The following is a 13,866-nucleotide window of genomic DNA, read 5'->3' on the forward strand; positions in this document are numbered from 1 at the left end:
CACCCCCGTGGTGTACGTAGGCGTCAACGCGCTACGTCAATTAGGAACGCACACTTCTCCCCAATGCGTTCCACCCTCCACTGAATGATCACTCAGACGTTACCGAAGAGAGACGCGTCGCCGCAGCTCAGGGCAGGGGTTCACGGAGAATTACGGCCGCGTCAGACGGTCTTGGGCAGCGCTTTCGCGCCATCTTCCGTGACCCTGGTGGCCCCGAAGTAGTCGGGGGTGTCAATCGGGTCGAACCGGATGACCGCACCCGGCCGCGGGGCGTTGATCATATATCCGCCCCCCACATAGATGCCGACGTGCCGAATGGCCCGGGAGTTGGTGAGGTCGTCGGAGAAGAAGACGAGATCGCCCGGCAGCAGTTCAGCCCGCGACGGGTGCGGCCCGGCGTTGTACTGATCGTTCGCCACCCGGGGCAGCGTGATCCCGACGCTCGCGTACGCCGCCTTGGTCAGCCCCGAGCAGTCGAAGCGTCCACCCTGGTCAGCGGTGCCGTTGCCGCCCCAGAGGTAGAGCGTGCCGAGCTTCTTCTGCGCGTACGCGATGGCTCCCGCCGCCTGCTCGCTCGGGTCGACGCGGGTCGTGGGCGCGGCGAAACTCTCCGACAGCGTGGTGATCGTCTTGACGTAGTTCTGGGTCTCCTTGTACGGCGGGACACCCCCGTACTTGATGACGGCGTACGCGCCCGCGTTGTAGGAAGCGAGCATGTTCGCGGTCGGATCACCGGGTACGTCCTTCACGTACGACGCGAGCTTGCAGTCGTACGAGGCGGCCGATGGAATCGCGTCATTCGGGTCCCAGACATCACGGTCCCCGTCCCCGTCACCGTCCAGCCCGTGCGCCGCCCACGTCCCCGGAATGAACTGCGCGATCCCCTGGGCCGCGGCGGGGCTCTGCGCCTTCGGGTTGAACCCGCTCTCCTGATACAGCTGGGCGGCCAGCAGCGCGGGATTGATGGCGTCGCACAGATTGCCCCACTTCTGCACCAGTTGCTGGTACGCCGCCGGCACGGCGCCCTTGGCCAGCCCGACGGCCCTTCCGCCTACCCCGTTGGCGAGGTTTCCGGCGACCATGTAGACGCCGACGACCAGCAACATGACGAACCCGAGTCCGGCGCTGACAGCGGAGATCACCACGATCCATGCCTTACGCACCGTCAACCGCCCCTCACCGCCCGGGAGTCCGCCGACGGTAAGTGTAGAGGCGGCCCTCCGTCTTAGGAATGATCACTCATGGCCCTCCGTCCCCTTCGTCCCCAAGGAGAACCCCGTATGCCCGACATCCCACCGGACCTCGACTGGATCCGCGCGGCCCCGGAGGACGCCACCGGCCCCGGCCCCTGGTTCGAGCTGGCCTTCGGCGCGGGCGACGGCGAGGACGACCCCGAGGCCCCCGTCTACATCCGCGAGACCAGCGCCCCCGACGTCGTCGTCACCACCAACCGCCGCAAGTGGGACGCGTTCGTCCTGGGCGTCCAGGCAGGGGAGTTCGACCATTTCGTGGCGGGGGTGGAGGGGTTCGAGCCGACGAAGGGGGCGGCGGACGGCTAGAGCCCGGGTCGGCCGGTGACCCCATCGCCCCTGGTCGCGCAGTACTCTGCCTGGAGTGGCCAGAGCGTAGTACTGCACATGGAGTGGTGTGAATGGTGAGACGGAACGACCAGCGTCGCGCCGCCCTCGTCGACGCGGCGATCGAGGTCCTGGCCAGGGAAGGCGCACGCGGGCTCACCTTCCGCGCGGTGGACGCCGAGGCCGCCGTCCCGGCCGGTACCGCGTCCAACTACTTCGCCAACCGCGACGACCTCCTCACCCAGGCCGGCGCCCGCGTCTACGAACGGCTCCAGCCCGACGAGGCCACCATCGCCCGCCAGCGGGCCGCCGGCCGTGACCGGGAGACGTACGTGGAGCTGATGCGCGAACTCGTCGGCCGCGTCGCCTCCTTCCGCACCGGCTACCTCGCACTGCTCGAACTCCGCCTGGAAGCGACCCGCCGCCCCGAGCTCCGCAAGGTCCTCACCGAACGCGTCCGCGCGGACGTCGAAGCCAACGTCGCCTACCACGAGGCGTCCGGCCTCCCCGGCGACGCCATGGCCGTCAAACTCCTCATGCTCACCCTGAACTGGCTGATCGTCGAACAGCTCACCCTCCCCGACGTCTTCTCGGAGGCCGAGCGGGAGCACCTGGTGACGGCCGCGGTGGAACGCATCGTCACCGCCGGGTAGTCGGGCGTCCGGTACCGGCGGAGGCACCCGGTCAGCCCGGCGCCCGCACCCGGGACAGGAGCAGCGTCCGTCGCTCCCGGTCGACCTCGACGACGGCCACCGTCACCTCGTCCCCCGCCTCCAGGGTCGCCCCTTCGCCAGTCGCCCTGGGCTCCGCCGTCAGTTCACTCAGCCGGACGAGACCCTGGACCCCGTCGGCGACCTCGACGAACACGCCGAAGGGCACCGACTTGGTGACCCGTCCCCGCAGGACCTGCCCGACCGCGGCCGCGTCGGCGAACTCCTGGAACGGGTCCGGCAGCAGTGCCCGCAGGGACAGCCGCGCCTCCCCGTTGGTGGTGTCGAAGTACAGGAACGCGCAGGACACCCGCTCCCCGACCCGTACGACCTCCGAGGGGTCCTCGAAGCACCGCCAGGAGAGATCGGGAAAGGCGAGAAACCCGACGCCGGGATGGATCGGATGCCCCGGCCCGTCGTCCAGCGCCACGAACACCCCGAAGCTCTCGATCGAGGCGACCGTACCGGTCAGCACCTGCCGGGACTGAAGCCCCCTCAGGAACCGCCAGAGCCGGGGGTGTCGGGTGGCCGCCGTCGACATCCGCACCTCACCCCGGCGCGGATCGACTCCGATCACCTCGCCGGTGACGCGCCGCCCCACCGCCAGGTCCGCCTCCGCACGCGGCCCCCAGGTCAGGTCCAACGCCCCGACCGTCCCCAACGGGCGCGACGGAAACCCGTCCAGCACCACGGCCACCCCGTGCCCCGTCACCTCGGCGACGGTCCCCCCGAGCACCTCCCCCACCCGCACCCCGGCCAGGAACGCCGCTGCGGCACTCCGCTCGCCCGCCTCCACCCCGCACCCCTCCCCTGTCAGAGCCCGCTGCGCCCACGGCCGCCGCCCGTTGGCCGAAACCGCTCCCTCCGGCCTCCGTCCGGCACCCGCCCCACCGGCCGAGCTTCCCGCAAGCGCGGCGGTACGGCCTAGGCTGACGAACAAGATCACTTCCATGGGAGCGGGACAGCGTGCGCAGACAACGCCACCAGGTCGACGCGGCGGCGATATCCGCGGTTCGCGAGGACTTCCACAACCGGATCGTCGGCGAGGTCTGGTCGATGTCGAGGGCCGGCGCCATGACGGCCCACGAGTGGTGGTGGATCTCGGACCGGCTGGTGGAGTACCTGGCCGCCCTCTCCGTCCAGACCCCCGACCTCCGCCTCCCCGAGGCCAAGGCGGTCCTCGACGACGCCACCGAGGCGGCGGCCGGAGCGGTCGCGTACACCGTGTACCACCCGCACCACCGCTTCCAGGTGTTCCTCAACTACGTGAACTTCGGCAGGGACTACGAGCCCGAACCGGGCCACCCGGATGCACCCGCCCCAGCGCCCCCGCACCGCTGGCTCGACTCCTTCTGCCTGGCCGTCCTCTCCGACAGGGCCGAATGGCACGGCGAGGCCTTCCACTTCGCCCGCCAAGCCGCCCAGGAGGGCGGAGCGGGCCTCCCCTCGGTCGAACTGATCAACGGCTTCATGGCGTACGTCATCGGCGACACCGGGAACGACGACGCCGGCCGTCCGCCCGTCCGGGCGGACGTCCTCGCCGCGCTCGACGCCGCGTACGCCCGCATCCACTCGCTGGACCACATGACCGGCGGCGCCCAGAACCTCCTCCGACACCCGCACACGACGGCCCTGCACGCCCTGCACGCCCTGACGAGCGGCGACCGGTCCGCCTTCCGCTCCCACCTGACCGAACTGCTCCGCCCGTACAGCGCGCTCTCCGGCCCGGTCACCAGCCCCGCCACCCTGCTGCCCCTCCTCCCCCTCGCCCTGACGGCCCTGGCCCACCGCAGGGAGGGCTGGCCGCCGCCCCTCGACACCGACTACCTGCCGTCCGCCCTGGTCACCGGCTTCGCGGCGCCCGGCCCGCGGGTGCGGGGGTTCGGCCGCGACCGACGCCCGGACGCGATCGCCGAACTGGCCGCGCGCCCGGTGGTGTTCGAACGCCCGGGTAACCCCCGGCCGATCCACCCGGCAAGCGAGGCCGACTACGAGCAGTACACCCGGGAGGCCTTCACCCCGGTGGACGGCGGGCCCCCGTCCCCGGCGAAGCTGGCATGGGCCATCGGCTACCAGGAGATCCTCTTCAGGGCCCGCGCCTCGCACTCCGCCGACGTCACGGACGGACAGCTCACCAACCTGCGCCTCGCCGCCGAGATGGGCGCCGCCCTCTTCCGCACCACGCTCGCCGCCCCCGGCACGGACGTCGAGGTGACGATCGACGGGCAGCGCCTCGTCTACCCCGCGTACCACGGGGACCAGGCCGGACCGGGCGCCTGGCACACCGCCGTCAACCTGGCGCTGATCACCGGCGTACGCGAACACCTGGCCCCGCTCGTCCTCGCCGGCCCGGCCCGCCTCGCACAGGACGACTCCGCCTTCGCCTCGTACCGCGAGGCCCTGCTCACCTACCTCCGGGGCGAGGACCCCGAGCCCATCACGGAACGGGCCCTGCACGACCACGAGAAGGCCAAGGAGTGGGGCTTCCTCCCGCCACCCGCGATCCTCTTCTCCCAGCTGGTCGAGGGCGACGAGGAGAGCTTCAACCTGGCCCTGCTGGACGCCCTGGAGGCGCACCGCGACCACCACCGGGTGGCCGACCGCGCCGACACCACCGACGCCGCCCTCAACCTCGACATCCTGGCCCTGACCTGCCACGCCCACCGCCGAGGCTGGACCACCCCGCTCACCACCCCCTACCTCCCGCCCCGCCTCCTGAAAGCGGCCCGCCCCTTCTGAACCCTCGGGGGCCTCCCCGGCCCCTCCTCCGGCGGACCGCCCCTCAGGACTTGAACCCGATGACCCCGAAGCCGGGTCGCGACTGAGCGTGCCGCAGCCACCCCAGGCACTGCATGACCGCCTCCACCACCACCGGCTCCAGCGGCGGCGGGGTCCCGTCCTTCGCCTTGGTCGCCTCGAACTGCTCCAACGCCCGCAGACACTGCTCATGCGTCCACTCACCGCAGCCCGGCAGATACGACCAGGGCAGCGGAGCCGGCAGATCACTGTGCTCGAACGCCGCCACCGACACCGCGGTGATGCCCAGCGCGGTCAGGCCCGCGTCGACCACCGACAGCCAGTCCCCCCGATGCGGGGTGAAACACGAATTGTCGAGGAACACTCCCGTGAGCGAGCACAGCCGCTTGTAGGCGTAGCCGTACTGGAAGGCGTACCGCTTGTCCTCGCTGAACGGTCCCCCGTGCACGACCGCCCGCAGCGCCTCGTACGCCGTGGGCGCCCCGTCCTCTATCTCCGACCGGAACCAGTCGTCGTCACACGCCAGGTCATCGCCGAACCTGTCGCGAACGACCTCCGGCAACTGCTCGTCACGGGACCCGACCAGCGCCCGGGTGGCGGTCACGTCCAGCAGGTACACACCTAGCGAAGAACCCATGCCCCGAACCTAACGGCCCCCACTGACAACGCGCCGACCCCGCACGACTCCCCATCGCCCCGCCGGCATCACCGGTCAACCAGGAACTCATCCGCCCCAGACGCAACCCTCACGTCCACATCGGGCACACTCGAAACTCGGCGAACACCGGCCCGACACCCCGTCAGAAGCGGGACCGGACCGGCCGCTTCACCACCACCGACCCCACCAGGCCGGACCACCCGGAAAGTGGGGACTAACGACGGAACCACACCACAGGTTCCGGTTTAACCTCGTTGCCCGGCGTAACCCGCCGTGATACACAGAGTGACTATACGACCCTTCGTGTACCGTTCCGCGTCCCCCGTTAGGGTCCCGCGCAGGCCGGAAGCAAGGGATACGTACGAAACCCGCCAATCAATGACGCCAAGTCGACATACGACAGCGTCATTGTCAGCGAGAATGGGCCCGACCTCTGCGCACCCGCGCGAGGTGCAGCGCGGACGCCGACACGTACGCGGTGCAGAGCCAGCGGAACTACCCACTAGGGGCGGTGACTTACATGTTCATTGCGGCCGACAAGGGCGACATCACCACCATCATCGGCGGAATCGCCCCGGACTGGGGGCCTTTCGGCAGCCTGGGCAACGAGGCACGCGTGATGATCGAGGTCGTGATGGCGGTCGCCATCCTTCTCTGCCTGGGCATCGCCATCTGGGGCGCGGCCAAACAGCGCATCGGCGCGACCGCCCTGCGGGACACGTTCAGCGCCGAACAGGGCAAGGGGCTCATCATCGCCGGACTCACCGGCGTCTTCATCATCGGTTCACTGGGCACGCTCTTCACCATCGTGTACGGCATGGCCGTGTAGCGCCGCGCGCCGGCCACCTCCCGGCCGGGCGGGCCACGCCCCCGGCTCCCCCACTACCCCACCCGTCCGTCGTGCCCACCGGCTGAGGTTGCGTCTCCCTGATGTCGAGTCACCACACCGCGCCCGCGCGGGAACCAGCGCGGCTACCGTCGTATTGCCACGCGTCTTCGTACGCGTCCACGTACGGCGTCGAAGTTGAAGGGGCGAACGCGGCATGAGTCTCGGCGACGACCACGGCTACGGCGAGTCCTCGCGCGGAGCCGACGACGGGGCGTACGGCGGGTACGCCGGCACCGGCCAGACCCGCACCCGGCTCCCCGACCGCGGCGGCGACCCCCGCCGGACCCGCTCCTCCTCCAGAAGCCTCGTCACCATCGTCGGCGTCATCGTCCTCCTCATCGCCGCCATCGCCTTCGCGAACCGCGGAGACGACGACACCACGGACGCGACGACAGGCGGCGACAAGGCGGAGACAGCACCTACGGCGGCGTCGGGCGAGCGGCCGGTCAGGTCAAAGACGGCGGGAATCCCCACGGGGTACGCGCGGAGCGAGCAAGGGGCGCAGAGCGCGACGACGAATTACGCAATCGCGCTCGGCTCAGCCGACATGTTCAGCGCCGAGCGGCGACATGAGATCGTCAACACCGTCTACGCCCCCGATGTCGCTGTGGACCAGCAGAGCAAGCTCGACGACGTGTACTCCGGTAAGGGGTTCCTCGCCAACATCGGCCTGAACGAAGACGGTGCTGCGCCGAGCGGCCAGACCTTCATCTCACGCATCATCCCGGTGGGCACAAAAGCCACGGCGTTCAACAACAGCCACGCCACGGTCGAGCTCTGGTACACCTCCCTCTTCGGGCTATCAGGCGAAGGCTCTACGAACCCGGTGACCGAAAGCTGGTTCACCACGACCTACAAGCTGCAGTGGGTCGGCGGAGACTGGAAGATCACCGACCTCACTCAGAAGGACGGCCCGGTCCCAGTCGGACGTGACCAGACGGCATCCACCTCCGAGGACATGACAAAGGCCGTTGAGGAGTACGGAGGGTTCACGTATGCCCGTTAAGCACAGCGTGCTCAAAGTCGCTGCCGGTGTCACAGCCGTTCAAGCAACCACCGTGCTACTCGCGACCCGTGCCTTCGCCGCTCCCACGCCCACGCCTACACCGAGCCCTTCGGGCAGCAACGACCCATGTGACCTCATCCGCGGCCCGGCGCAGGAATATTGCGAACGAGAATCCGGCGACAAGGGCGACACCAGTACCCTCCCCAACGACGTAACCTCCACCCTCGACCCCCTCTCCTCCCTGGCCCAAGGCTGTGCCGACGCCGCCTCCTGGACCATCGACAAGCTCTCCGCCGCCGTGAACGAGACGGCGAACGTCGACTTCACGAACCCGAAGTTCCTGCAGCAGTACGCGGTCGTGTTCGCGGCGTCGACGATCCTCACCCTCATCCTGTGGCTGCTCGCGGTCGCCAAGCGGGCCGTACGCGGCGTCCCGCTCACCACGGCCCTGTCGGAAGCGGTCGGCTTCCTCTGGCTGACCGTCCTGGCCTCCGCGTTCACCCCGCTGATCCTCTACACGATCGTCTCGGCGACCGACGGGGTCACCGAGGTCCTCGCCAAGGCCACCGGCGACCAGACCGACACCTTCTTCGGCAACTTCTCCGGCGCCCTCAAGAAGGGCGAGGACATCGGCGGCGGGCCCATCATGCTCATCGTCGTCTCCCTCGTCTCCATCCTCGCCGCCGGCGTCCTCTGGCTGGAGCTCGTCATCCGGGCCGCCCTGCTCTACGTCGGCGCCCTCCTCGGCACCGTCGTCTACGCCGGCCTGGTCGACAAGAACCTGTGGGGCCATGTCCGCCGCTGGGCCGGCATCATGATCGCGGTCATCCTCATCAAGCCCGTGATCGTCATAGTCCTCGGCCTTGCCGGCGCGCTCTCCGCAGACGACGGCCCGGACGCCTTCTCCGCCGTCGTCTCCGGCCTCGCGATCATCCTCCTGGCCATCTTCGCCTCGGCCATGATCTACCGCTTCGTCCCCGGCTTCGGCGACGAGATCGCCGGCTCCCGCAACAACCGCCTGATGCGCGGCGCCGAAGGCAAGGCCGCCGCCGTCATCAGCTCTCCCGCCACCCTCGTCGCCCAGGGCATCAAGACCCACAGCACCCGGGCCGACAACAACGGCGGCGGCAGCGGCCCCCGGCCCGCCAACCCCGCTTCCGGCGGCGTGGCCGCCCACAGCTCACGCACCGCGGGCGGCGGCGGATCCGTTCCCTCCGCCGCGCCCCCGCCCCGCACGAGCCCGACCAACACCCCCCACGCCAGTAATACCCGCAACAGCAACCGCACGGGAGGTGAAGGGCGTTGACGACCGAGTCCCATCTGTCCCATCCGGTCACGCCCCGCCGTACATATCTGATCGGCCGCGCCCGGCCGAACGCGATCATCGGCCGGAACCGTGAGTCCGGCGAGATCGCGCTCATCATCGCGGGCGCGTTCCTCGGCATGATGTGCGGTCTCCTCGTCCCGGTGCTCGTCCCGCGCATCGCCCTGCTGACGGGCTTCCCGCTGCTGGCGCTCGCCGCGGTCTACGTGCCGTACAAGCGGCGCACGTTCTACAAGTGGTTCGAGATCAACCGCAGCTACAAGCGGACGGTCCGCCGCGGCGCCACCTACCGGTCCGCCGCCATGGAGGCCGGCACCGGCCTCGACGGCCGCGAGGTCGAGGTAGGCCCCCCACCGGGCATCGGCCGCATCACCTGGCTGGCCGCGCCCTTCGGCCCGGACGAGATCGCCGTACTGCTCCACGCGGACCGCAGAACGGTCACCGCGGCCATCGAGATCGAGGGCCCCGGCGTCGGCCTGCGCGACTCCGAGGACCAGGAAGCCCTCGTCGACCGCTTCGGCACCCTCCTCAAGCACGTGGCCAACGGCGACGGCTTCGTCACCCGGCTCCAGATGCTCGCGCGCACCCTGCCCGCCGACCCGGACGCCCACGCCAAGGACGTCGCCCAGCGCGGCGACGAGCGCTCCCCCGGCTGGCTGCGGCAGTCGTACGACCAACTGCAGTCCATGGTGTCCACGAGCAGCGAGCAGCACCGCGCGTACCTGGTCGCCTGTATGCACTACACGCGCGAACTGGCGGCCGAGGCGCACGCCATGGCCCGCGCCGCCCGCCCCCAGGGCCGGAAGCTCGACAAGGACGCCGGCCTCGCCGTCGTCATGGCCCGTGAGCTGACGGACATCTGCTCGCGCCTCCAGGAGGCCGACATCCGCGTCCGGCAGCCCCTCGGCCAGGGCCGCCTCGCCTCCCTCATCCACTCCATGTACGACCCGGACCACCCGATCGACCACATCCAGGCCATGACCAAGCGCAACGCCTGGCCGGCCGAACTGGACGCGACGGAACCGGACTTCCTCCAGGCCAAGACCCGCGAGTCCTCCACCCGCGCCCCCTGGTGCCACGCCACCGCCTGGGTGAAGGAGTGGCCGATGACCCCGGTCGGCGTGAACTTCCTCGCGCCCCTCCTGGTCCACACCCCCGACGTCATCCGCACGGTGGCCGTCACCATGGACCTGGAGCCGACCGAGGTCGCCATCGAGCGCATGCTGACGGAGAAGACCAACGACGAGGCGGAGGCCTCCCGCGCCGCCAAGATGAACCGCACGGTCGACCCGCGCGACGTGGCCTCCCACTCCCGCCTCGACCAGCGCGGCGAGGACCTGGCCAGCGGCGCCGCCGGCGTCAACCTGGTCGGCTACATCACCGTCTCGTCCCGCTCCCCCGAAGCCCTCGCCCGCGACAAGCGGACCATCAGGGCGTCCGCCGGAAAGTCGTACCTGAAGCTGGAGTGGTGCGACCGCGAGCACCACCGCGCCTTCGTCAACACCCTCCCGTTCGCCACCGGAATCCGAAGGTAGGGCCACCGCGATGCGGGATCATTCGGACCAGCAGGGGTCACCACCCGGGCCAGGACCGGGACAGGAGGTACGTCACTGATGCGGGACCCGCTGTCCGTCCTCACCGACGCCTTCACTTCCTTCCTCTTCGGCAAGGTCGAGACGACCCGCCTCCCCGTGCGCACGTCCACCGGCCAGGCGCAGGCGGTCTACCTCCCGACCGCCGCCCCCGGCCTCGGCGACTCGGGCGTGATCATCGGCCGCGAGGTCTACTCCGGGAAGGGCTACATCTACGACCCCTTCCAGCTCTACGGCCAGCAGCTGCCCGCCCCGCACTGGCTCGTCCTCGGCGAGTCCGGCAACGGCAAGTCGGCCCTGGAGAAGACGTACGTCCTGCGCCAGCTCCGCTTCCGCGACCGCCAGGTCGTCGTCCTCGACGCCCAGGGCGAGGACGGCGTCGGCGAATGGAACCTCATCGCGCAGGAGCTGGGGATAACTCCCATCCGCCTGGACCCGACGGCCGCCCTCGACCACGGAATCCGCCTCAACCCCCTCGACCCGTCGATCACCACCACGGGCCAGCTCGCGCTGCTCCGGACGATCATCGAGGTCGCGATGGGCCGCGGCCTGGACGAACGTTCCGGGTTCGCACTGAAGGTCGCGCACGCCTACGTCAACGAGACGATCGTCGAACGCCAGCCGGTGCTCACCGACATCGTCGAGCAGCTCCGCCACCCCGAGCCGGAGTCCGCGGAGGCGATGAACGTCGCCATAGACGACGTACGCGCCTGGGGCCTGGACGTCGCCCTCGTCCTGGACCGCCTGGTCGACGGTGACCTGCGGGGCATGTTCGACGGCCCGACGACGGTGGGCATCGACCTCGACGCCCCCCTCATCGTCTTCGACCTGTCCCACATCGACCGCAACTCCATCGCCATGCCCATCCTGATGGCGATCGTCGGCGTCTGGCTGGAGCACACCTGGATCCGCCCCGACCGGAAGAAGCGCATCTTCCTGGTCGAGGAGGCCTGGCACATCATCAACAGCCCGTTCGTGGCCCAGCTCTTCCAGCGGCTGCTGAAGTTCGGCCGCCGTCTCGGTCTGTCGTTCGTCGCGGTGGTCCACCATCTCTCCGACGTCATCGACGGAGCGGCCGCCAAGGAAGCGGCTGCCATCCTCAAGATGGCGTCGACCAGGACGATCTACGCCCAGAAGGCGGACGAGGCCCGCGCCACGGGCCGCGTTCTGGGCCTCCCCCGCTGGGCGGTGGAGATCATCCCCACCCTCACCCCGGGCATCGCGGTCTGGGACGTCAACGGCAACGTACAGGTCGTCAAGCACCTGATCACCGAGACCGAACGCCCCTTGGTCTTCACGGACCGCGCGATGACCGAGTCCTCCGACGACCACTTCCTGGACGACGACGCCCTGCGCGCCGCCGAACTGGAGGCGGAGGAGCGGGCCGCCGCATTCGTGGAGCATCTGAGCGATGTCGACGGTTACGGCTCCTCCGAGTCCACGGTGGCCTGAGCGAGCGAGGGACGAGCCGGTACGGGCGGACGAGCGAGCTGGTACCGGCGAGGGAGCGGGCGTGAAGGGCGCAGGAGGAGACGGCGTGAACGGCGGCGTGCGATGAGACCAGACGACCGACACCGGCATTCCCAGCAGGGCGGGGGCGGCATCCCCGACGGGCTGCTGATCACCGTCCTCGGTCTCCTGGTCGGCACCACCCTGCTCGTCTGGTCCGCGACCGGCCTGGCCGGCCTGTTCGCGCATGGCGCCTGGCCCGACCGCGTCACCTTCACCCGCACGCCTCTGGCCGTACGCAGCCTGGTCTCGGCCCCTCAGGACCTGCCCACGGCCTGGCCCGACACCCCCGCCGCCCAGCTGTCCGGCTACGGCCTGTTCTGGGGCCTCTTCATCGGCCAGCTGATGATCCTGATCGTCCTGACGGTCTTCATCACGGGCACCCTGGCCCGTTGGAGAGCCGTCCGCGCCAGAGAGAAGACGGCACGATCCCAGGCCGCGGACCGGACGACGCCGCTCCCGCCGGAGAGTCACACGTCATCGCCGCCGGTCCCGGAGCCGAGAAACGGCACCGCCCCCGCCGGCGACTCGCCCTCCCTCCCCCGCACCGCGACCGCCGGTAGGGGTACGGAAAGGGAGAGTGTGACCGCCGGGACCGACATCGCCTACGAGGCGGGCTCCGCACCGGGAGCGCCCGCCGCACCGGTGCCCCGCCCCGCTCCCGTCGCGCCCGGCGGCTCCCTGCCCACGGGCGCACAGAGCCCGGGGGCCTCCTTCCCGACGGGCGGCAGCCCGATGTCCGGCCGGCCCGTCTCCTCCGTGGTCCTCGGCGGATCCGAGACCCGCCGCCCCGCCGCCACCCAGGCCGTGCGCGACGCGGAGGGCCCCGCGCTGGTGGTCACCTCCGACCCCGTTCTCTGGTCGGACACGAAGGACGCGCGTGCGAAGCTGGGCCCGGTCCTCCTGTACGACCCCGCCCACCGCTGCGACACTCCGGCCCGCCTCCACTGGTCCCCGATCTCCGGGTGCGAGGACAAGCCCACCGCGGCGGCCCGCGCCAGAGCCCTCCTCGCCCCGATCCGCCCGACGGCCAAGATCGACCAAGCGGTGGCGGACGCCGCGGAGACCCTGCTGCGCAGTTATCTGCACGCCGCCGCGATAGACTCGCGCACCATCCGCCACCTTCACCGCTGGGCCCAGGGCACCAACGTCCAGGAGGCCGTACGCGTCCTCCGTACGAACGCGAAGGCGGCCTCGGGCTCTGCGGGCGAACTGGAATCAGCTCTCACGTCCCACCCCGAACGCCGCGACATCGCCCAGGCGTTGACGGCCCGAGCGCTGTCCTCGCTCTCCACGGTCAATGTCCGGGAAGCCTGCACGCCGAACCGAGCGGACTCCCTCGTCCTGGATTCCTTCGTCCACGAGGGGGGAACGCTTTATGTGGTCGGCGACCCCATCGAGGATCCGAAGGCGAACCCTTCGGCCATGCCGCTGTTGACGGCCCTCGCCTCAAGCGTGGTCGAGCGCGGCCGGCGCGTGGCCGAACGGTCATCCTCCGGCCGCCTCGACCCACCACTCACCCTCGTCCTCGACGACGTGGCCGCAGTGGCCCCTCTTCCCCAGTTGCCCGAGCTGCTGGCCACGGGCGAGGACCGGGGCTTGCCGACGCTGGCGCTCCTGCGCTCCCGCGAACAGGCACGCGCCCGCTGGCCTCACGCCGAACTGCCGGTCTAGAAGGTCGATGAAGATCTTGGTGAGGGGCTGTCCGGCCGTCAGGCCGGACAGCCCCTCCAGTCATGTACTGGCCGATGCGATGTGCCAGGTGCCACTGGTGTGGGTGAGTCCGAGGTTGATCAGTCGGCGGAGGTTGAGGGCGGCGGCTCGGGTGTGGAGCCATGTGTCGT

At 70.3% G+C, this 13,866-nt stretch carries 12 protein-coding genes; 9 read left to right on the forward strand and 3 right to left on the reverse strand.

Features of this window, described 5'->3' with window-relative positions; genetic code table 11:
• Positions 1-161: 161 nt before the first annotated feature.
• Positions 162-1,169, reverse strand: a complete 1,008-nt coding sequence (locus AC067N_RS13925) for a C40 family peptidase (protein WP_478679102.1) — start codon at positions 1,167-1,169, stop codon at positions 162-164.
• 111 nt (positions 1,170-1,280) lie between these two features.
• Between AC067N_RS13925 and AC067N_RS13930 the strand changes: the two genes are divergently transcribed.
• Positions 1,281-1,559 carry a DUF397 domain-containing protein gene (locus tag AC067N_RS13930; RefSeq protein WP_478679103.1) on the forward strand — a complete coding sequence of 93 codons (279 nt, stop codon included), beginning with the start codon at positions 1,281-1,283 and terminating at the stop codon, positions 1,557-1,559.
• A 92-nt stretch (positions 1,560-1,651) separates the two neighbouring features.
• Positions 1,652-2,230, forward strand: a complete 579-nt coding sequence (locus tag AC067N_RS13935) for a TetR/AcrR family transcriptional regulator (protein WP_478679104.1) — start codon at positions 1,652-1,654, stop codon at positions 2,228-2,230.
• 31 nt (positions 2,231-2,261) lie between these two features.
• Here the strand turns inward: AC067N_RS13935 and AC067N_RS13940 are convergent, their stop codons facing one another.
• Entirely contained in the window at positions 2,262-3,083 is an 822-nt protein-coding gene (locus AC067N_RS13940) for a S1 RNA-binding domain-containing protein (protein ID WP_478679105.1), read from the reverse strand.
• A 170-nt stretch (positions 3,084-3,253) separates the two neighbouring features.
• On the opposite strand from AC067N_RS13940, the gene AC067N_RS13945 reads away from it, so the two are divergent.
• Entirely contained in the window at positions 3,254-5,026 is a 1,773-nt protein-coding gene (locus AC067N_RS13945; RefSeq protein WP_478679106.1) for an immunity 49 family protein, read from the forward strand.
• 43 nt (positions 5,027-5,069) lie between these two features.
• Here AC067N_RS13945 and AC067N_RS13950 read toward each other — a convergent pair whose 3' ends face one another.
• Positions 5,070-5,681: a DUF7691 family protein gene (locus tag AC067N_RS13950; RefSeq protein WP_478679107.1), complete on the reverse strand. Its 612-nt coding sequence runs from the start codon at positions 5,679-5,681 to the stop codon at positions 5,070-5,072.
• 541 nt (positions 5,682-6,222) lie between these two features.
• Here AC067N_RS13950 and AC067N_RS13955 point away from each other — a divergent pair.
• From AC067N_RS13955 to AC067N_RS13980, 6 genes are all read left to right on the forward strand, one after another.
• Entirely contained in the window at positions 6,223-6,531 is a 309-nt protein-coding gene (locus AC067N_RS13955) for a hypothetical protein (RefSeq protein WP_055519934.1), read from the forward strand.
• Between the two features lie 214 nt (positions 6,532-6,745).
• Entirely contained in the window at positions 6,746-7,597 is an 852-nt protein-coding gene (locus tag AC067N_RS13960; RefSeq protein ID WP_478679108.1) for a hypothetical protein, read from the forward strand.
• Positions 7,587-8,903 (forward strand): hypothetical protein, encoded by a 1,317-nt coding sequence (locus AC067N_RS13965; RefSeq protein WP_478679109.1) that lies wholly within the window; start codon positions 7,587-7,589, stop codon positions 8,901-8,903. The genes AC067N_RS13960 and AC067N_RS13965 overlap by 11 nt, the downstream gene beginning before the upstream one ends.
• The gene (locus tag AC067N_RS13970; protein ID WP_478679110.1) at positions 8,900-10,456 is read left to right on the forward strand and encodes an SCO6880 family protein; all 1,557 of its coding nucleotides are present in this window, start codon (positions 8,900-8,902) and stop codon (positions 10,454-10,456) included. Before AC067N_RS13965 ends, AC067N_RS13970 begins: the two co-directional genes overlap by 4 nt.
• Positions 10,457-10,534: 78 nt before the next feature.
• On the forward strand, positions 10,535-11,965 hold the full coding sequence (locus AC067N_RS13975; RefSeq protein ID WP_478679111.1) for an ATP-binding protein: 1,431 nt from the start codon (positions 10,535-10,537) through the stop codon (positions 11,963-11,965).
• A 102-nt stretch (positions 11,966-12,067) separates the two neighbouring features.
• Entirely contained in the window at positions 12,068-13,696 is a 1,629-nt protein-coding gene (locus tag AC067N_RS13980; protein ID WP_478679112.1) for a type IV secretory system conjugative DNA transfer family protein, read from the forward strand.
• Positions 13,697-13,866 lie beyond the last annotated feature (170 nt).

The sequence above is a fragment of the Streptomyces sp. NPDC042364 genome (assembly GCF_056437585.1).

Bases quoted from the DNA above. Each gene is read 5' to 3' on its own strand.
- AC067N_RS13965 (WP_478679109.1), top strand. From the start codon at position 7,587: ATGCCCGTTAAGCACAGCGTGCTCAAAGTCGCTGCCGGTGTCACAGCC.
- AC067N_RS13980 (WP_478679112.1), top strand. From the start codon at position 12,068: ATGAGACCAGACGACCGACACCGGCATTCCCAGCAGGGCGGGGGCGGC.
- AC067N_RS13955 (WP_055519934.1), top strand. From the start codon at position 6,223: ATGTTCATTGCGGCCGACAAGGGCGACATCACCACCATCATCGGCGGA.
- AC067N_RS13935 (WP_478679104.1), top strand. From the start codon at position 1,652: ATGGTGAGACGGAACGACCAGCGTCGCGCCGCCCTCGTCGACGCGGCG.
- AC067N_RS13930 (WP_478679103.1), top strand. From the start codon at position 1,281: ATGCCCGACATCCCACCGGACCTCGACTGGATCCGCGCGGCCCCGGAG.
- AC067N_RS13960 (WP_478679108.1), top strand. From the start codon at position 6,746: ATGAGTCTCGGCGACGACCACGGCTACGGCGAGTCCTCGCGCGGAGCC.
- AC067N_RS13950 (WP_478679107.1), bottom strand. From the start codon at position 5,681: ATGGGTTCTTCGCTAGGTGTGTACCTGCTGGACGTGACCGCCACCCGG.
- AC067N_RS13975 (WP_478679111.1), top strand. From the start codon at position 10,535: ATGCGGGACCCGCTGTCCGTCCTCACCGACGCCTTCACTTCCTTCCTC.